The sequence below is a fragment of the Pseudomonas sp. stari2 genome, assembly GCF_040760005.1.
In the GTDB taxonomy this organism is placed as follows: Bacteria; Pseudomonadota; Gammaproteobacteria; order Pseudomonadales; family Pseudomonadaceae; genus Aquipseudomonas.
The window spans coordinates 3,829,482-3,848,531 of record NZ_CP099760.1 but is presented as its reverse complement, the minus strand read 5'-3'; the positions used below and the strand labels follow the sequence as shown (position 1 = coordinate 3,848,531).

Annotated in this window: 17 protein-coding genes; 10 read left to right on the top strand and 7 right to left on the bottom strand. The window is 61.8% G+C overall.

From position 1 onward, the window contains the following. Positions 1 to 6 precede the first annotated feature (6 nt). Complete coding sequence (locus NH234_RS17360) at positions 7 to 1,917, top strand: tyrosine-protein phosphatase (RefSeq protein ID WP_085731862.1); 1,911 nt, start codon at positions 7 to 9, stop codon at positions 1,915 to 1,917. 28 nt (positions 1,918 to 1,945) lie between these two features. Here NH234_RS17360 and NH234_RS17355 read toward each other — a convergent pair whose 3' ends face one another. The 4 genes from NH234_RS17355 to NH234_RS17340 form a co-directional block, all read right to left on the bottom strand. Continuing rightward, on the bottom strand, positions 1,946 to 2,920 hold the full coding sequence (locus tag NH234_RS17355) for an AraC family transcriptional regulator (protein WP_367253554.1): 975 nt from the start codon (positions 2,918 to 2,920) through the stop codon (positions 1,946 to 1,948). A gap of 132 nt (positions 2,921 to 3,052) precedes the next feature. Next, positions 3,053 to 3,616, bottom strand: a complete 564-nt coding sequence (gene mntP / locus NH234_RS17350; protein WP_367253552.1) for a manganese efflux pump MntP — start codon at positions 3,614 to 3,616, stop codon at positions 3,053 to 3,055. Positions 3,617 to 3,824: 208 nt separating this feature from the next. Next, positions 3,825 to 5,216, bottom strand: a complete 1,392-nt coding sequence (locus NH234_RS17345; protein ID WP_367253550.1) for an ATP-binding protein — start codon at positions 5,214 to 5,216, stop codon at positions 3,825 to 3,827. After that, positions 5,213 to 5,875, bottom strand: a complete 663-nt coding sequence (locus NH234_RS17340; RefSeq protein WP_367253549.1) for a response regulator — start codon at positions 5,873 to 5,875, stop codon at positions 5,213 to 5,215. The genes NH234_RS17345 and NH234_RS17340 overlap by 4 nt, the downstream gene beginning before the upstream one ends. Positions 5,876 to 6,044: 169 nt before the next feature. Between NH234_RS17340 and NH234_RS17335 the strand changes: the two genes are divergently transcribed. Genes NH234_RS17335 through NH234_RS17315 form a run of 5 tightly spaced genes read left to right on the top strand, consistent with a single transcriptional unit; the run spans position 6,045 to position 10,842 of the window. Then, a complete protein-coding gene (locus NH234_RS17335) occupies positions 6,045 to 6,311 on the top strand; it encodes a PepSY domain-containing protein (RefSeq protein ID WP_085731858.1) in 267 nt (88 codons plus the stop codon). After that, a complete protein-coding gene (locus NH234_RS17330; RefSeq protein WP_367253547.1) occupies positions 6,311 to 6,856 on the top strand; it encodes a cytochrome b/b6 domain-containing protein in 546 nt (181 codons plus the stop codon). Before NH234_RS17335 ends, NH234_RS17330 begins: the two co-directional genes overlap by 1 nt. 51 nt (positions 6,857 to 6,907) lie before the next feature. Next, positions 6,908 to 8,203 (top strand): exo-alpha-sialidase, encoded by a 1,296-nt coding sequence (locus NH234_RS17325; protein ID WP_367253545.1) that lies wholly within the window; start codon positions 6,908 to 6,910, stop codon positions 8,201 to 8,203. Continuing rightward, positions 8,203 to 8,805 carry a hypothetical protein gene (locus NH234_RS17320; RefSeq protein ID WP_367253543.1) on the top strand — a complete coding sequence of 201 codons (603 nt, stop codon included), beginning with the start codon at positions 8,203 to 8,205 and terminating at the stop codon, positions 8,803 to 8,805. Before NH234_RS17325 ends, NH234_RS17320 begins: the two co-directional genes overlap by 1 nt. Before the next feature lie 3 nt (positions 8,806 to 8,808). Beyond that, the gene (locus NH234_RS17315; RefSeq protein ID WP_367253541.1) at positions 8,809 to 10,842 is read left to right on the top strand and encodes an LTA synthase family protein; all 2,034 of its coding nucleotides are present in this window, start codon (positions 8,809 to 8,811) and stop codon (positions 10,840 to 10,842) included. A 44-nt stretch (positions 10,843 to 10,886) separates the two neighbouring features. On the opposite strand, the gene NH234_RS17310 is transcribed toward NH234_RS17315, so the two are convergent. Both NH234_RS17310 and NH234_RS17305 read right to left on the bottom strand, forming a co-directional pair. Further along, positions 10,887 to 12,569 (bottom strand): MFS transporter, encoded by a 1,683-nt coding sequence (locus NH234_RS17310; protein ID WP_085731853.1) that lies wholly within the window; start codon positions 12,567 to 12,569, stop codon positions 10,887 to 10,889. Between the two features lie 333 nt (positions 12,570 to 12,902). Then, entirely contained in the window at positions 12,903 to 13,286 is a 384-nt protein-coding gene (locus tag NH234_RS17305; protein ID WP_085731852.1) for a DUF6124 family protein, read from the bottom strand. 465 nt (positions 13,287 to 13,751) lie between these two features. On the opposite strand from NH234_RS17305, the gene NH234_RS17300 reads away from it, so the two are divergent. The 4 genes from NH234_RS17300 (at position 13,752) to NH234_RS17285 (ending at position 17,507) form a co-directional block, all read left to right on the top strand. Further along, the gene (locus NH234_RS17300) at positions 13,752 to 14,183 is read left to right on the top strand and encodes a DNA methylase (RefSeq protein WP_085731851.1); all 432 of its coding nucleotides are present in this window, start codon (positions 13,752 to 13,754) and stop codon (positions 14,181 to 14,183) included. Next, positions 14,180 to 14,911 (top strand): DUF72 domain-containing protein, encoded by a 732-nt coding sequence (locus NH234_RS17295; protein ID WP_367253538.1) that lies wholly within the window; start codon positions 14,180 to 14,182, stop codon positions 14,909 to 14,911. Before NH234_RS17300 ends, NH234_RS17295 begins: the two co-directional genes overlap by 4 nt. Before the next feature lie 101 nt (positions 14,912 to 15,012). Then, entirely contained in the window at positions 15,013 to 15,393 is a 381-nt protein-coding gene (locus NH234_RS17290; RefSeq protein ID WP_007955413.1) for a RidA family protein, read from the top strand. Between the two features lie 125 nt (positions 15,394 to 15,518). Continuing rightward, the gene (locus NH234_RS17285) at positions 15,519 to 17,507 is read left to right on the top strand and encodes a U32 family peptidase (protein ID WP_085731849.1); all 1,989 of its coding nucleotides are present in this window, start codon (positions 15,519 to 15,521) and stop codon (positions 17,505 to 17,507) included. 60 nt (positions 17,508 to 17,567) lie between these two features. On the opposite strand, the gene NH234_RS17280 is transcribed toward NH234_RS17285, so the two are convergent. Continuing rightward, a complete protein-coding gene (locus NH234_RS17280; protein ID WP_367253536.1) occupies positions 17,568 to 18,878 on the bottom strand; it encodes an MFS transporter in 1,311 nt (436 codons plus the stop codon). Positions 18,879 to 19,050 lie beyond the last annotated feature (172 nt).

Sequence of the window (19,050 nt, the reverse complement as noted above, 5' to 3'; positions counted from 1 at the left end):
TGCATCGTGTTTCCACGTCTTCTGTGTTCGCTGTCCGTGTTGAGTTTGTCCATTGCCGTCGCCCACGCGGCCACCCTTGATACCCCGCGCCTGCAGGGCATCGACAACTTCCGCGATGTCGCCGGTATCACCACGGCCTACTCGACGACCCATGACGGCACGATGCGCGCCGGTGTGTTTTATCGCTCGAATGCGCTGACGCCGACAGCGTCGGATCTGGCGACCCTCAACGGTCTAGGGATCAAGGCCGTTTATGACCTGCGTACGCCCAGCGAAATCGCCGGTACGCCGGACACGATGATCAGCGGTGCGACCTACCAGAACATCGACATCATCGGCGCCACCACGTCGGGCGCGAACATCACCACGGTCTCGTTCAAGAGCGCGGCCGATGCGATTGCGATGATGCAGGAGACCAACCGCGCCTTTGTCAGCGACGCCGGCATGCGCGGTCAGTTGGGCGTGCTGTTCAATGAACTGGCGGGCGTCGACGGTGCCGCGCTGTTCCATTGCACCGCCGGCAAAGACCGCACCGGCTGGACGGCCGCCGTGCTGCAAAGCATCGCCGGGGTCGACAACGCAACGATCATGAGCAACTACCTGGCGACCAACGACTACACCGCCGCCCGTGTGGCCAAGACGTTGGCGATGATGCCGCCGAGCATGGCCGCGGTTTACGCGCCGCTGCTGGGTGTGGAAGCGAGTTATCTGCAAGCGGGCCTGGACCAGGTGACCGCGCAATACGGCAGCATGGACAACTACCTCAAACAGGGCCTGGGTCTGTCCCAGGAAACCATTTACGTGTTGCGCGGCAAAATGGTCGAGTACAACAGCCTGCCGGGTCAGGCCGGGCTGATCGGCAACGCCGCCGCCGGTGCGCAACTGTTGCAGGAGATGCAGAACAGCAAACTGTCCGGCACCTACAGCGCCTATAACTACTACCTGCAATCGGCTATCGACGCCGGCACCCTCGGTGGCGTCGAGTCCACGGTGGGCGGCCAGGTCCATGCGGACGCCGCCAGTTACTTGCTGCGTCAGAACGCGATGATTGAACAAGCCGCCTCGCCATTCGCCAGTGGCACCGACCTGAAAGTCGGCCAGTACCGGTTGTGGAGCACCGTGCTCGCCGGTTATCTGGGCACCGACGGCTCGGCCCATGCGCAAAGCAGCAACGAACACAGTCAGGGCCTGATGGTTGGCGTCACCCAGCGCTTCTCCGAACAACTCAGCGCGCGCGGCGGTATCGGTTACAGCAAAGGCACTGTCGGCGGGGCGGGTGGCGAGGCTGACACTGATTTCACCTTCCTCAATCTTGGTGCCCGTTATGGCTTCACCAGTCTGGAGCGTGGTTTGTTTGCCGATGCCAACCTCAGCGCCGGTTACGTTGACTACGACAGCAAGCGCGACCTCGGCGGCGGCCTCGGTTCGGCGAAGGGCGACACCCACGGTAATCTCAGCGGCGCGACGCTGGCGCTGGGTTATCGCCTGCCGATGAACGATGTGGTTCTGGAGCCGAGCCTCGGTGTGCGCGTCAGCCGTCTGGACCTGTCGGGCTTCCGGGAGACGGGCAGCGAACTGGCCCTCGACGTTGACAGTCTCCAGCAAACCCGCCGCAGCGCCGTGGCCAATCTCGACGTCTCGTTCGCCCCGATGCCGGTGGGCGCGTGGCAACTGGTGCCGGGTGTGCGGGTCGGCTACGAGCGTGTGCTGGGCGATCATCAGGTCGACAGCGAAGGCCATCTGCTGGGGCTGGATATCGAACAGCGCGCGGCGTTCGACAACCGCGATCAGTTCAGCGGCGGCGTCAACCTGATGGCCAACCTCGGCGCGCTTAGCCTGGGCGCCGAAGTCGGAGCCAGCGGCGGGGGCGACAGCCACGGCTTCAGCGGCGGGCTCAAGGCCAGCTATCAGTTCTGATCAACCAAAGGTGAAGAAAAGGACTGCCTCAGCGCAGTCCTTTTCGCATTTCTGCGGGGCTCACGCCGTAGGCATCCTGAAAATACTGGCAGAACCGGCCGACGTTGCTGAATCCGTATTGCAGGGCCACGTCGGTCACCGAAGACGATGGACCTCGCTTCAGCGCTTCGCAGGCACGCTCCAGCCTGACCTGTCGCTGGTAGGCGACAATCGAGGTGCCGACAAAACGCCGGAAACCTTCCTGCAACGCCCGCAGGCTGACGTTGACCAGCCCCGCCAGATCCGTCCCGCTGACCAATTGTTCGGGATGCGCCTGAATGTACTCGATGGCTTGCTTCACATGCCGTGGCGCAATCGATGCTTCGGGGCGGCGCAAGGCTTCGCTGAAATTGTGCGGCCAGGCTTCCAGCACGGCGTCCACCAGCATCTCCCGCAGGCGCGATGGCATCAGCGAACCGGCGTTCAACAACAGGTCGAATTCGGTGCCGGTGGCCAGGTCGATCAATGCGCGAATGCCCTGAAACGCCGGGCTGTTCAGATCCACCCTCGGCTCGAAATGCAGCTTGTGCACGATCGGCCGTCCTAGCAGCGACGACAGGCGTTCGGTGAGCGCGGCGCGGCTGATCGACATGCCGTGCTGGGCATGATTGTCGACGAAGCGCATCGAGCGCAGATCCGCCTTGTCGATGGCCAGCCCGATGTGCGGCAGGCCCAGGGATTCGGCGGAGTCGTTGAAGATGATCCGGCCGGCGGTGGGAATCACGAAGGTGATTTCGTCGTAGGGCTCGGGGAACGCCACCATGAAATCGCCCCGGTAATGCATGCGCCGGAAACTGACCCCGTCGTGCCGCCCGTAGACGCCGCCGATGATGATGTCCTTGGGCGGTGGCGGTGTGTCGCCGTAACGATTGCCGAACATACGGGAGAACAACGCGCCGAAGTCGTCGCAGGACATATCGGCGGATCTGAGGATGATGGTCTGGCGCGTCGGGCTTGAGTACACCGGGAAGGTCACCTTGGCAGTCGGAGCAAAGAGGCGCAACGACGTTAGCAACCGAGAATGACAGCGACATGACACAAACGGATTACGCCGGTGCCGGGACGTTGGCAAACGCCCTGACACCGGCATTCGGGATCAGGCCGAAAGGTGTTCGTAGAGAATTGTCGCGCCGACGATCATCAACACCACGCCACCGACGATTTCCGCACGCTTGCCGACCACGGTGCCGAGCACCCGACCCAGCATCACGCCAATGGTGACCATGGTCATGGTCGCCAGGCCAATCGCGGCTGCGGCTACCCAGATATTCACATCGACAAACGCCAGGCCGACGCCGACGGCCAGCGCGTCGATGCTGGTGGCGAAGGCCGTGACAGCGAGAATGAAGAACGAGTGCTGCCCCGGTTTTTCTTCTTCGGCTTCCTCATGCTTGAGGCCGTTGTAGATCATGTGCAGGCCCAGCGCGACCAGCAGGGTGAAGGCGATCCAGTGGTCCCAGCTTTCCACCCAGCGAGTGGCGGCCTGGCCGATGAGCCAGCCGATGATCGGGGTGATCGCCTCAATGACGCCGAAGATCAGGCCGGTGCGCAGGGCTTCGGTCAGGCGTGGTTTGTGCAGGCTGGAGCCCTTGCCGATGGCGGCCGCGAAGGCATCCGTGGACATGGCGAGTGCGAGGAAGATCAGGGAAACAGGATTCACGGGCAATACTTCCAGTCGGGCCATGAGTCAACGACACAACCACACGCCCGACTTTCGGCATGGATGTGTCGTCGGTCTCACCAACCCGAAGGTGTTCGCACCACGGCATGTTGCCGAATATGTTGATACGAACGCTTCCGAGGAGCTCGGAAGCAGGTTACTCCCCAACGAAGGCCCGGATCATAGGCAGGCAAACATGAAAATTTCGTTAAATGCCCGGCGCAGGTTCGGTTGATCCCGCAGGGATTCGCAGCTCGGCGCACAGCCCGCCTTCGGGTCGGTTGTACAGCTGCAAGGTGCTGCCGATCTTGCTCACGATCATCTGCACGATGGCCAGCCCGAGACCGGCGCCATTGGCGTGGCCCTCGCTGTAGAAGCGTTCGAACAGCCGCGCATATTGCTGCTCATCGATGCCAGGGCCGGCATCTTCGACGCTGATCGACACCGAACCGCAGGCCTGTGGCTGCACCTGAACCCGCACCTCGCTGCCGGGTGGCGCGAAGTTCAGCGCATTGGTTACCAGATTTTGCAGAGCGATGGCCAACGCTACCGGATCGGTGTCGACCGGGCAGTGATGATCGCTGTCGAGGATCAGCTCGACGTCTTTTTCCAGGGCCAGTGGCGTCAGCTCGGCCAGTTCCTCGCGCACCAGCGCGGTCAATTCGACGTGAGAGTTTTCCGGGGACGCCAGACGCGGTTCGATGCGCGCCATGGTCAGCAACTGGCTGGCGATGCGCGTGGCGCGGTCCACGGCGCTGACCAGAAACTCCAGTGCTTCTTCGCGTTGTTGCGGGGTGTTGGCCAACTGCGCGTTCTGCGCGTGAATCCGCAGGATTGCCAACGGCGTGCGCAGCTCGTGGGCGGCATCGGCGATAAAGCGTCGCTCCCGGGCCAGCAGGTTGTCGATCTGTTGCAGCAAGCGGTTGAGCGCGGTCTGCATCGGCTCCAGATCCTGGGGCAGGGGGCTCAGGTGCAGCGGTTTCAGGGTGTCGGTGTCGCGACCACGGATCGAGCGGGCCATGGCCCGCAGCGGTTGCAAACCCCAGCCGATGGTCAGCCAGATCAAAATGGTCAGCAACGGCACGCCGATCAGGCTCGGCCACAGGGTATGGCCGACGATGCGGGTGATCAGGTCCTGGCGAATATCGTCGCGCTCACCGACCCAGATCAACAGGCCTTGTCGCGGATCCTGGAGCAGGAAGGCGCACCAGTCGCGACCGTTTTCCATCAGGTCATGGGCGCCGAGGGTGGCGGGCGGTGCATCCAGAATCGGCGCTTCGGCCGAACGCATCAGCAACTGACCGTCGTTGCGCCAGACCTGAAAGGTCAACCGTGTCTCATAGGGATGAGCCGCCTCGCCATCACCGACCCGGCTCATCGCTTCGTCGAAGGCCTGATGCAGACGCTCCCAATCGTTGTCGCCGGGCGCACGCTGCGCCAGCACGCCTTGCAGCAGGCGAGCACTTTGCGCCAGTTGGGCGTCGTAGATTTCTTCGATTTCATGGTGGCTGTAACGCAAAACCGCCCAACTGATCAGCACATCGCCGAGCAACACTAGAAACAGCACCGGCAGCAGAATCCGCGCGCGTATCGAGTTCATGGCTTGAGTTCCACGACGTAACCCACACCGCGCACGGTGCGGATCAGTTCGGCGGAAAGCTTCTTGCGCAGGTTGTGAATCAGCACCTCCAGGGTGTTGCTTTCGACCCGTTCCTGCCAGCCGTACAAGGTGCGCGACAGGCGTTCGCGGGTGACGACTTTGCCGGGGCGGGCCATCAGTTGATGCAACAACTGATATTCCATCGGCGTGACCACCACCGTGCTGCCGCGCCAGGTGACTTGCTGGCTGATTGGGTCGAGGCAGACGCCAGCATGTTCCAGCACCGGTTGCGCCCGGCCCTGACTGCGTCGTAGCAGAGCACGGATGCGCGCTTTGAGTTCGTCGACATCGAACGGCTTGACCAGATAATCGTCAGCGCCTGCATCCAGCCCGGCGATGCGTTCGGCGGTGCCGTCTCGGGCGGTGAGGATCAACACCGGCAAATCGTGCTGCGTGGCACGCAATTGTTGCAGCAGCGCCAGCCCGTCGAGCCTTGGCAGGCCGAGGTCGAGCAGCAACAGATCGAAGCTTTCGCTGCGCAATGCATGCAGCGCACTGACGCCGTCCTGCAGCCAGTCGAGGGTGTAGCCCTCGTTGCTCAGGGCGACGCGGATGCCCTGGCCGAGGGCGCGGTCATCTTCGACCAGAAGTAGGCGCATGGCATTTTCTCTGTAGGAAATCGGGCGCGTGTTCGGCGGCATCATGCCGCTCGCTTTGCTGCCGTGGCAGCCCTTGTGGCGGCGAAGATGTTACGACTCGTTGCCAACTAAGCTTTCGTTAAGCTTGGTTTTGCACAGTGAGGCCTTTCCATCCAGCGAGAGTGCTTCCATGCGCAAACTTATGCTGTTGTCCCTGATTGTCGCCAGCCCCCTGGCCGTCGCCGGCCCGCAATGCACCACGGCCGAACGTTCGCAGTGGCAGGACCAGAAAGCCTTTCAGGAACAACTGAAATCCCAGGGCTACGAAATCAGCAAGTTCAAGGTCACCGACGGCAACTGCTACGAGATCTATGGCTTCGACAAGGACAAACGCAAGGTCGAGATCTATCACGATCCGGTCAGCGGCAAAGCGGTGAAAACCGAGATCAAGGGCTGATGCCACGCGAGTCCCTGCGCCTCTGGGACCCGGTGGTACGGATGTTTCACCTGTCCATCGCCGGGGTCTTTGCCGCCAACTACTTCTTCAATGAAGCCGGTGACGACTGGCATGTCTGGCTCGGTTATTACGCCATGGGCTGGCTGCTGGTGCGTCTGGTGTGGGGATTCGTCGGGCCGCGCAGTGCGCGCTGGTCGGACTTCTGGCCGACGCCGTCACGGTTGGCGGCCCATGCCCGGTCGCTGATCGCCGGGCGGCCCGAGCATCGTCTCGGGCATTCGCCGATTGGCGCACTGGTGATGATCGCGATGCTGCTGGCGATGCTGACCGTCGGCCTCAGCGGCTGGGCCATGGAAGAAATCGATGCCCTGTGGGGGGCCGACTGGCCGTTGCAAGTCCACGAAACTGCCGCCGATGCCTTGCTGGCGCTGGTCATCGTGCACATCGCGGCCGCGCTGTTTGAAAGTGTTCAGGTACGCGACAACCTGCCGTTGTCGATGCTTACCGGGCGCCGGCGCCGTTTGCCGGACGATCCGGGCCGATGACAGGGATGTTCTTTCGATGGTCTGCCATCTCGTAACCGCCATGAGCTGCCTATGCGTGCCTTGTCCTTTCGTTTGAAGTTCGTTGTCGCCGCGCTTGCGGTGAGCCTGATTTTTATCGCGGCGTGGCGCAGTCACCCGGAGCATGTGCTGGCGCCGTTCGCAGTTGAAACGCCTGCCGCCCGGGCCTCGGCGAATGCGGCCGAGCCGGTGTACAGCAGTCGTTTCGTGTCCTCGGAACTGGATGATTTCGTGCACTCGTCTTCGGTCACTGCGGTGCCCGGCGGCGACCTGATGGCCGTGTGGTTCGCCGGCTCGCGCGAAGGCGCCGCCGACGTGCAGATCCGCACCGCGCGCTTCAACGCCAAGACTGCGGAGTGGGGCGCCGAACAAGTGTTGGCCACACGCGAATCGACGGTGGCCGGCACCCAGCGCTACATCCGTAAACTCGGCAATCCGGTGATCGCTCTCGCGCCGGACCAGCGTTTGTGGATGTTCTACGTGTCGGTGTCCGTCGGCGGCTGGGCCACCAGTGCGATCAACGTGATGGTCTCCGATGACTTGGGGCGCAACTGGACCGCACCTCGACAGCTGATCACTTCGCCGTTCTTCAACATCAGCACTCTGGTGCGCGCCGCGCCTGTGTTTCATGCCGACGGCTCGATCGGCCTGCCGGTATATCACGAGTTCATGGGCAAGTTCGCCGAATACCTGTACCTGAGCACGGACGGCGCCGTGATCGACAAATTCCGCATCAGCCGGGGCAAGCATTCGTTGCAACCGACTATCGTGCCGCAGGACGAGCGCCGCGCCGTGGCGATGCTGCGTTATGCCGGTGAAACCCATCACAAGGTGCTGGCCAGCCGCACCGAAGACGCCGGGCAAACCTGGAGCGAACCGTATCCGCTGGAACCGGCCAACCCCAACTCGTCGCTGGCAGCCGTGGGCACCGCCGATGACGGTTTGCTGGTGGCGCTCAATGACCTGCGCGACGGGCGTTTCAAGCTCAGCCTGTACGGCACCAATGCCAACCTCAACGACTGGCGCAATGTCATCGAACTCGACCAGTCCCCCGATCCCCTCGGCCAGCCGTTTTCACCAGAGGCCTACAAGGCAATCATCGGCGAAGGCTTTCGCGCCTCAAGTGGCGCTCAGCGTTTGCCGCTGGAACAGCGTTTCCTGAGCAACCTCGACTACCGCGTGTGCAAGCCCGAAGGCTGTGAATTCGAGTACGAATACCCGTACTTCAGCCGTGGCAGCGATGGCCTGTATCACTTGGTTTATTCCTGGAACAACACTTTCATCAAACATGTCAGCTTCAACGATGCCTGGCTGGCGGAGCGCCTGTGATGCTGTTTCTCTGGCAAGCCCATTTGAGTTTCATCCTGCTCGGTTTTGTTTTGCTGGGTTCCTTTCAATTCACTCAACGCTGGCGTCCGTGGCTGTTACCGGCGCTGGCACTGGTCAGCTTCATTTCGCTCAACGGCCTGCCGCTGGCGGCGTATGTGCGTAGTTTCACCGATGATCTGGCGATCACCACGCTGGTGTTTCTCGGCTGGGCCGCGTTGTTGCGCCTGGGGGTGGTTCCTCAACTGACACCGCTGACACGGGGTCAGATTCTGGGACTGTTCGTGGTGCTGACGGTGCTGTTGTACCCGGCGACGATGGGCCTGACCTATGTCGATCCTTACCGGTGGGGCTTCAATCCACGGCCGATGATCGTGGTTGTCGGGCTGGCGACTCTGGTGCTCTTGTGGCTGCGTAACTCGCTGGGTGTGGCGATGCTGGCACTGGCCACGTTGGCGTTCGCGCTGCGCCTCAAGCCTTCGGAAAACTACTGGGATTACCTGATCGATCCGCTGCTGGCGGGTTATTGCGTGATTGCCGGATTTGGACTTTGCATTAAGACCGCGTGGCAATCCCTGCCATCTCAACGAACAACACAGAGGTAAACAATGGGGTGGTTGCAATCGCGTCGCCTGCGCTATGGCTTGGGCGCGACAGGTTTGGCGTTTCTGCTGTTTGCCTTGCTGCGGCTGGTGTTCTTGTTCGGGTTTTCCGGGGGGGATGTCGCGCAGTTCTTTATCGATCCACACTGGCTGCAAACCCTGGGCATAGGTTTTCGTTTCGACTTGAGGCTGGCGCTATTGCTGGTGTTGCCATTGGCGGTGCTGGCGTGGCTGCCGCGCTGGAATCTGACCACTGTGCCGACATTGCGCGGCGTGGCCCGGGTTTATCTGTTGCTGGCGCTGGGTCTGATCGGTCTGGTGTACATCATCGACTTCGGCCATTACGCCTACCTCGGCGTGCGGATCAACGCCACGGTGCTGCGTTATCTGGACGATGCGCAGATCTCGCAGCAAATGGTTTGGGAAACCTATCCGGTGCTGTGGATTGCGTTGGGCTGGCTCGCGGTGCTTGTGCTGTGGTTCTACGGTTTTGTGCGCCTGGAACGGCTGACACTGGCCCGTGAACCTCGGGCGATTCGGCGCCGTTCAGTCGCCATAGGCGCGGGGCTCGGGTTGGTGACCGTCCTGCTGGCGCTGTTGGGCCGGGTCGACAAGCTCAACCTGGAAAACCCGGTGCCGCTGCGCTGGAGCGATGCGTTCTTTTCCGGCAACGGACAGATTGCCGCCGTGGGCCTGAACCCGGTGCTGTTTCTCTACGACACGCTCAAGGCCGGGCAGGCGCAGTTCGACGAGGCGCAGGTGCGGGCGCATTACTCGGTGATTTCCCGTTATCTGGGGGTGGATCGGCCGGATGTGCAAAACCTCACCTTTGAGCGTCAGCAAGCCGTGCAGCCTTATCGCGTCGCGGGTAAGAGGGCGCCGAACGTGATGTTTGTCATGCTCGAATCCCTCGGTACCAGCGCGGTGGGCGCCTATGGCAACCCGTTGAACCCGACACCAAATCTTGATCGTTTGGCAAAGGAGAGCTGGTTCTTCAAACATTTCTACGTCCCGGTCACCGGCACCGCGAAAACCGTATGGGCGAGCATCACCGGCGTCCCCGACGTGACCCGTCAGGAGACCGCTACCCGCCATCCGCTGATCACCAACCAGCGCACGCTGATCAACGCGTTCACTGACTACCAGAAGCTCTACATGATCGGCGGCAACGCCGGTTGGGCCAATATCAATGCACTGATCCAGCAGAGCATCGACGGCGTGCGCCTGTACGAGGAGCGCGACTGGCCTTCGCCACGGGTCGATGTGTGGGGGATTTCCGATCTGGACCTGTTCAAGGAAGGCGATGAGATTCTGCGCGCACTGCCCAAGGACAAACCGTTCTTCGCCTACGTGCAGACCTCGGGCAATCACCGGCCGTTCACCATTCCCAAGGACAACGACGGATTCGAAGTCAGCAATCTCTCGCTGGAGCAGGTGCAAAACGCCGGCTCGCGCAGCGTCGAGCAATACAACGCGGTGCGGCTGCTGGACTTCAACATCGGTCGCCTGATGGAACTGGCCAAGGCTGGCGGATACTACGACAACACGATTTTCGTGTTCTTCGGCGACCACAACACGCGCATCAGCCGCATCCCGCACATGCCGCCGGCCTTCGAACAACTGGGGCTGGAAAGTAATCATGTGCCGATGTTGATTCATGCGCCGGGACTGCTGAAACCCAAGGTGATCGAAGAGTCGGTGGGGCTTGCCGATCTGCTGCCAACCGTGGCGGGTATGGCCGGCGTGGCTTTCGACAACCGTGCCATGGGCCGCGACCTGCAGCAACCGGCGCCTGAAGGCGAGCGGGTGGTGCCGTTGGTATTGCGCGAAGGAACGTTCCCGCTGATCGGCGGAGTGACGAAGGATCACTTGCTGCAAATGCAACACGACGGCAGTGCGCCGACGTTGCACGACCTGAAATCGGCGACACCGCTGGAGAACGTCGCCGATGCGCATCCCGAGGAATTTCAACGACTGGTCGAGCTGACCCGGGGACTGCACGAAAGCGCAAGGTTGATGCTGTATCGCAACGTGCGTTGAAACAAGCGGCGGCCCTCTCTCGATGAAAGAGGGCCGCCACGGTGTCAGGTGTGATGGATGTCGCGATCCTTGGTTTCCGGCATGAAGAAGATGCCGAGAATCGCCGTCATCACCGCGATGACAATCGGGTACCACAAGCCGTAGTAGATATCCCCGGTAGCCGCGACCATGGCGAACGCCACCGTCGGCAGGAACCCGCCGAACCAGCCGTTACCGATGTGGTAGGGCAGCGACATCGAGGTGTAGCGGATGCGCGCCGGGAACAGCTCGACCAGCCATGCCGCAATCGGGCCGTAGACCATGGTCACGTAGATCACCAGCACGGTCAGCAGAAGCAGCACCATCGGATAATTGGTCTTGGCCGGATCAGCCTTTTCCGGATACCCGGCTTCTTTCAGCGCCGTACCGAGGCTGGCGGTGAAGGCATCGTTGCGGGTCTTGAAGTCGGCGGCCGGCATGGCCGTGCCTTCGAAACTTTCGATGACCTTGTCGCCAATGCGCACCTGGGCCACGGTGCCCGGTTCGGCCACCACGTTTTCATACGGGATGGCCCGTTTGGCCAGGATGGTTTTCGCCAGGTCGCAGGAGCTGGTGAATTTGGCCTTGCCCACCGGGTCGAACTGGAACGAGCATTGGTCAGGGTTGGCGACCACTTTGACCGGGTTCTTTTCCTGGGCGACGAACACGTCGGGGTTACCGTACTGGGTCAGCGCGTGGAAGATCGGGAAGTAGGTCACCGCTGCCAGAATGCACCCGGCCATGATGATGCCCTTGCGCCCGATGCGGTCGGACAGACTGCCGAAAATCACGAAGAACGGTGTACCGATCAACAGCGAACCGGCGATCAACAGGTTGGCGGTCTGCGGGTCGATCTTCAGGGTTTGCAGCAGAAAAAACAGCGCGTAGAACTGCCCGGTGTACCAGACCACCGCTTGCCCGGCGGTGCCGCCGAGCAGGGCCATGATCACGATTTTCAGGTTGTCCCAGCGGGCGAAGGATTCGGTCAGCGGCGCCTTGGAGGATTTACCTTCTTCCTTCATTTTCTTGAACACCGGTGATTCGTTCAGCTGCAAACGGATGTACACCGACACCGCCAGCAGCAGGATCGACAACAGGAACGGAATCCGCCAGCCCCAGGCCTCGAATGCCTCGGTGCCCAGCGCGGTGCGGCAGGCCAGAATCACCAGCAGCGAGAGAAACAGCCCCAGCGTCGCGGTGGTCTGAATCCACGACGTGAAATACCCGCGTTTGCCCTTCGGTGCATGCTCGGCCACATAAGTCGCCGCGCCACCGTATTCACCGCCCAACGCCAGCCCTTGCAGCAACCGCAGGGTAATCAGAATGATCGGCGCCGCGACCCCGATGGTCGCGTAAGCGGGCAGGAGCCCCACAATCGCCGTCGACACACCCATGATCACAATCGTGATCAGAAAGGTGTGCTTGCGCCCGATCATGTCGCCCAAGCGCCCGAACACCACCGCCCCAAACGGCCGCACTGCAAAACCGGCGGCGAAGGCGAGCAGGGCGAAGATGAACGCCGTGGTCTCGTTGACTCCGGCGAAAAAGTGCTTGGCGATGATCGCGGCGAGCGAGCCGTAGAGGTAAAAGTCGTACCACTCGAACACCGTGCCGAGGGACGAGGCGAAGATGACCTTGCGCTCCTCTTTGCTGACACTGTGGTGCGGGTGCGGCGCACTGCCGGTGGACATGCTGTCGAGTACGGCCATGGGTGTTCTCCGTCGTGCTTGTTGTTATAGGCCGGAGCACTTCATCAACGTCGCGTACCCGAGGCCTTTGGTTGGTGCTGGAGCAGGTGTTTCGTGGAGCGTGCACAGACTGTCGACCTCGCGGGAGGGCGGGGTTTCTTTGAGCATAATTGGGTTCTGTTGGATGTCCACTCGACGAGACTTGGGGTGGCTGGTTGCACACGAAATCTGTGGGAGCTGGCTTGCCAGCGATGAGGTTGGCACATTCGATATCGATGTCGTCTTATCGCACGTCATCGCTGGCAAGTCGAATCGTCGCACCGCAGCTCCCGCAGGGTATTGCGGTGCTAGGGATTACTCCGTCGGCACAACGTTATCCAGCACCTGATTCACCGCCAGTTCCGCCAGCATCACGATCTGCGCGATGCCTTGCGCGGTCTTGCGGTGGGGGCCTTCGAGGAGGTCGACGAAGTTGTTGAGCATGACGTTGGCCGAACCGAGGGTTTCGACGGCGTCGGCGAGCAGGGATTCGTTGTTGCTGGCCGGGTTGGCCTGGTAGAGGCGGTTGGGGGAGTAGGGCGCGGCCATCATGTGGGCTGATATCGGGCCCAGGTGGTAGTCGAGGGCGCGGTTGGCGGCTTCGTTGAATTTCTTCGAGTCAGGGCATTCGTAGGGGGAAGTTGGATCGGTGATGCTGGCCGGTTCGGTGACCGGAGGATTCGGAGTTACCTTGAACATATTCATTCTTTTCCTGTTTTGAAGCCGCCAGACCCGAGCTACTAAACAGGGGTGGAGGCAGCTGTGCGCAGGTTAGTAGACCGGGGAAAAGAAGAAAGCCGGCGTGCCCGGGGGCACCCTACGCACAACCACCATCAAATACAGGTATGGGAATACCTGACTGACAGACACCTGTGCACTCTTCAAATACCAACGGGCTACTAAACCCGATCACTGGAAATCAGTGACCCGATCCAAGTTACCGGCCGACCCCAAGGCGCACAAGCCGGCGGATTCTGGCGTAGCGGTAGGCTCTGGCGCAAGGATTTGTAGGCATCCGGACGCATTCCGACATGCCTTTAAACGGCGCGACCCAAACCTGTTTATCGATCATCACCCAACGAGGAGAAGCCTGACGCTTTTTGCCCCAAAAACCATTCGTCGCCTGCCTCGCACTCATCACGCCGACGTTCGCTCAAAAGCTGCATGACCAAAACCATCAACGCCGAAGACTTGCATATCAGCCTCCACCCGCTAAGCGAATCAGCGCTTTTCAAATGGCTGCTCGCCAGTTTCCTGATGGGCAAACGCATCCAAGCCGAGATTGCGGCCGAAGCCTATCGAGTGATCGTTGAACGACACCAGCGCGATACGCCGCGCAAGCTCGGCCATTGCACTCACCGCGAACTGGTGCGGATGCTTGGCGAGGCGCATTACGTGCGTTACGACGAAACCACCGCCAAGCGACTGCTCGCGCTGGCTGCCCAACTGAATGAAGAGTATGCCGGGCGGGTCATGAACATGGTCGAGGCGAGCACCGACCGCCAGGACTTCGAAAAGCGTTTGCAAGCCTTCGACGGCATCGGCCCGAAAACCGTGGAAATCTTCATGCGCGAAGCGGGCAAGGTGCTGTTTTGAGTGCGTCGTCGATCTTTATTGGTTGCGCGGGTTGGAGCCTGCCTCGCGAATACTGGCCGTCATTCCCGGAGCAGGGCACCCACCTGCAACGCTATGCCGCACACCTCAATGGCGTGGAAATCAACAGCTCCTTTTATCGCCCGCACAAGCGCCAAACCTACGTCCGCTGGGCCGAGTCGGTAACGGACGGCTTTCGCTTCTGCGTGAAGATGCCGAAGTCGATCAGCCATGAGCAACGTCTGCGGGACTGCGAACCGGAGCTCGATGCATTTCTTGAGCAGTGTTCGGGACTGGGAGATCGCCTGGGTTGTCTGCTGCTGCAATTGCCGCCGTCGCTGGCGTTTGACGAACCGATTGCCGAGGCCTTTTTCATCGCGTTGCGCCAGCGTTATTCCGGGGCCGTGGTGTTGGAGCCGCGCCACGAAACCTGGGCCGCCGCCGAGCTGTTGTTGATGGCATATCGCATCGCGCAAGCGGTGGTCGATCCCTCGCGAATCAGCGCCGATGCGGCTCCGTGCGGCTGGCCGGGCGTGCGCTACTGGCGGTTGCACGGTTCGCCGCGCATTTATTTCAGCGCCTATGACTCGGCGTATCTGGAAAGGCTCGCCGGCGATTTGCGGGCGGCGGCTGTCGATGGCGTCGACACTTGGTGCATCTTCGACAATACCGCCAGCGGAGCGGCGCTGGGCAATGCGCTGGAGTTGCGACGGATATTGGCGCACGGGTAACACTCGATGTCTGGTCTTCCAACCGGCGAGTGTGTCTGTAAACTGGCCGCCCGAAACGGCGCGCGATGGCGCCGTCCTCACTGCCAGCGAAGGACTTTCCCATGGCCAACCAAGACATCACCTACACCCCGGATCCGGATGCAGACTCGATCTCTTCGGACGTGACCGAATTCAACGGCATCCTGATGTCGACCCAGATCCCGACCCGTGCCGACGGCAGTCTGGAACTGGGCGACGTCACTGCGCAAAGCGAATGCACGTTGCAGGCGCTGAAAGTCGCGCTGGAGAAGGCCGGCAGCTCGATGGACCGCGTGCTGCACCTGACCATTTACCTGACCGATATGGCTGATCGCGCTGCGTTCAACGAAGTGTACAAGCGCTACTTCGCCAAGCCATGGCCGGTGCGTGCGGCGGTTGGCGTGGCGGCGCTGGCGGTTGAAGGAATGAAGGTGGAAGTGACTGCGATGGCCGCGAAGGCCTGAGTTTGCGGTTCGGTTTGGCAGTTCTGCCCTGAGCAGGGCTGCCACCCGGCAGCACAGGCGTGCCGCCCGCGCGTTTCGCGGCTACAATGCGCGCCTCGACCGTGACAGCCTGACTAAAAAAACATATGTCCTTGCCCAAACATCACCTGGAACTGCTCAGCCCCGCCCGTGACGTGGCCATCGCCCGCGAGGCCATCCTGCATGGCGCCGACGCGGTGTACATCGGCGGCCCGAGCTTCGGTGCGCGCCACAACGCGTGCAACGAGGTGAGCGAAATCGCCGAACTGGTGGAATTTGCCCGTCGCTATCACGCGCGCATCTTCACCACCATCAACACCATCCTGCACGACAACGAACTGGAGCCGGCGCGCAAGCTGATCCATCAGTTGTACGACGCCGGCGTCGATGCGCTGATCGTCCAGGACCTGGGCGTGATGGAGCTGGACATTCCACCCATCGAGCTGCACGCCAGCACCCAGACCGATATCCGCACCCTTGAGCGGGCGAAGTTCCTCGATCAGGCCGGTTTCTCGCAACTGGTACTGGCCCGTGAACTGAACCTCAAGGAAATCCGCGCGATCGCCGATGAAACCGATGCCGCCATCGAGTTCTTCATTCACGGCGCGTTGTGCGTGGCGTTCTCCGGTCAGTGCAACATTTCCCACGCGCAGACCGGTCGCAGTGCCAACCGTGGCGACTGCTCCCAGGCCTGCCGTCTGCCGTACACCCTGAAAGACGAAAAGGGTGGCGTGATCGCCTACGAAAAACACCTGCTGTCGATGAAGGACAACAACCAGAGCGCCAACATCCGCGCGCTGGTCGAGGCCGGTGTGCGTTCGTTCAAGATCGAAGGTCGCTACAAGGACATGGGCTATGTGAAGAACATCACCGCCTATTACCGCCAGCGCCTCGACGACGTGCTCAACGACCGCCCGGACCTGGCCCGTGCCTCCAGCGGCCGCACCGCGCATTTCTTCATGCCGGACCCGGAAAAGACCTTTCACCGTGGCAGCACCGACTACTTCGTCAGCGAGCGCAAGATCGACATCGGCGCGTTCGATTCGCCGACCTTCACCGGTCTGGCGGTGGGCACGGTCGAGAAAGTCGGCAAGCGTGACATGCAAGTGATCACCCACGAGCCGCTGTCCAACGGCGACGGCCTCAACGTGCTGGTCAAGCGCGAAGTGGTGGGTTTCCGCGCCAACATCGCCGAAGCCAAGGGCGAGTTCGAGGAAGAAGGCGAGAAGCGCTACCGCTACCGCGTCGAACCGAACGAAATGCCGGAAGGCCTGTACAAGCTACGCCCGAACCACCCGCTGAACCGCAACCTCGACCACAACTGGCAGCAGGCCTTGCTCAAGACCTCCGCCGAGCGTCGTATCGGCGTGAGCTGGCTGGCGAAGCTGCGTGAAGAGCGTCTGGAACTGACCGTGACCAGTGAAGAGGGCATCAGCGCCAGCGTTGCGCTGGACGGCCCGTTCGGCGTCGCCAACAAACCGGAACAGGCGCTGGACACCTTGCATGACCTGCTCGGCCAGCTCGGCACCACCGAGTACCACGCGACCTCGATCAAACTCGATGCGCCGCAAGCGTTCTTCATTCCGAACTCGCAGCTCAAGTCGTTGCGCCGCGAAGTGATCGAAGCGCTGACCGCCGCCCGCGTTGCCGCCCACCCGCGCGGTTCGCGCAAGGCCGAGACCACGCCACCGCCGGTGTACCCGGAAGCGCACCTGTCGTTCCTGGCCAACGTCTACAACCAGAAGGCCCGCGACTTCTACCACCGCCACGGCGTGAAGCTGATCGACGCGGCATACGAGGCCCACGAAGAGGCGGGCGAAGTGCCGGTGATGATCACCAAGCACTGCCTGCGATTCTCCTTCAACCTGTGCCCGAAACAGGCCAAAGGCGTGACCGGCGTGAAAACCAAAGTCGCGCCGATGCAGCTGATTCACGGTGATGAAGTGCTGACCCTGAAGTTCGACTGCAAACCGTGCGAGATGCACGTGATCGGCAAGATGAAGGGCCACATCCTGAACATGCCGCAGCCGGGCAGTGTGGTGGGGCATATCAGCCCTGAAGACCTGATGAAGACCATTCCTCGGGCGCCGCACTGATTCAGCGGCAATAAAAAACCGGTGACGAAAGTCACCGGTTTTTTTATGCGTGCCAGAAACTCAACTGGCTTCGTAGCGCGATCCCGTTGGCGGCGCTGTTTCGCCGCTCAACGCATCGACCATCGGCGGATGTTCCTGGGCCGCTTGACGCAAGTCTTCGGTCACCCGTAGCTCTGCGCCAGTTGGCGAGAACGTCGCTGCCGCCGCAAACGGCGCCGGGTTGGCCGGCACCGGGCGCTTGCCTCGGCGCCAGAAGAAGAACGTCACCATGGCCAGGTTGACCAGAGCAAAGGCCCAGAACAGGCCGGTTTCGCCGTGAGCGTTCATCGCCGGGGAAATCAGCAGCGGGCTCATCGCCGAGCCCAGCGAATTGATCAGCAGCATGCCCTGAATCATCGGCACCAAGGTTTCGACCGGTGCACGGTCGGCAGCGTGGCTAACCGCAACCGGGTACAACGCGAACACGCCGCCACCCAGCAGGAACAACATCGCCGCGAGCATGGCCGAGGACAGCGGCACCAGCACGATCACCAGCGACAGCACGGTGCACGCGGCGCAGAGTACGGTCAGCACTTGCAGACGATCCTTGCGATCGGACCAGCGCCCGACCGGGTATTGCAGGAGCATCGCGCCGAGGATCGTCCATGCCATCATGCTGCCGACTTCGCCGACGTTCAGGCCGATGCGTTGCAGGTACAGCGGCAGCAAGGTGTAGATCGCCGCGATGGTGACGCCGGAGCCGAAGCAGCCGACCAGCCCGGTCGGCGACACGCCGAGCAGTGCCCGTGGCTTGAGCGGTTCGACCTGCTCCAGCAACGGCGAAACACGCGGCAGGATCACGATCGGCAACACCGACAGGGTCGCCAGCATGCCGGCGACCATGAACGGCGCGGTATCGCCCAGACCGGTGATTTTCCCCAAAAACGCCTGCCCCAGCACCCCGGCGCCGTAGAGGACGATCATGTACAGCGCCAGCAGACGGCCGCGAATTTTCGCGTCACCGGCCAGCAGCAGCCAGCTCTCGATCACCAGAAACACGCCGACCGTGGCCCAGCCGTTGATCAAGCGCAGGACGACCCAGCCCCAGGTGTCATAAAACAGCCCTTGCAGCAGGATGGTCGCGGCGATCAGCGAGGCGAAGCTGCTGTAGGCGCGGATGTGGCCGATGCGCAGGATCAGCCGGTCATTGAAGATCGCGCCAAGCGTCAGGCCGGCGAAATAGGCCGAGGACACGATGCCGATCATCGTCGCCGATTCGCCGGCAGCGCCCAGGCGCAATGTAGTCAAAGAAGACAGAAAACCGTTGCCCAGGGCAACGATGAACAGCCCGAGCAGGGGCGCCAGCGCCATGGCCAGCAAACGCGGTGTCATAAAAACCTCAAGTGATCGAACAGCGGAACGTGCGCCTCTGCGCATGCGAGTGCCAAGCCGAAGTGTGTTGAAGACAAGCGACCGCCGAACGGGCAGGACGATTGGGCCTGGCGCACTTGGTGAAAGTGGCCGGCTGTTCAAACCTGAGGGTTGTCATGGCTGCGGGCAGGCG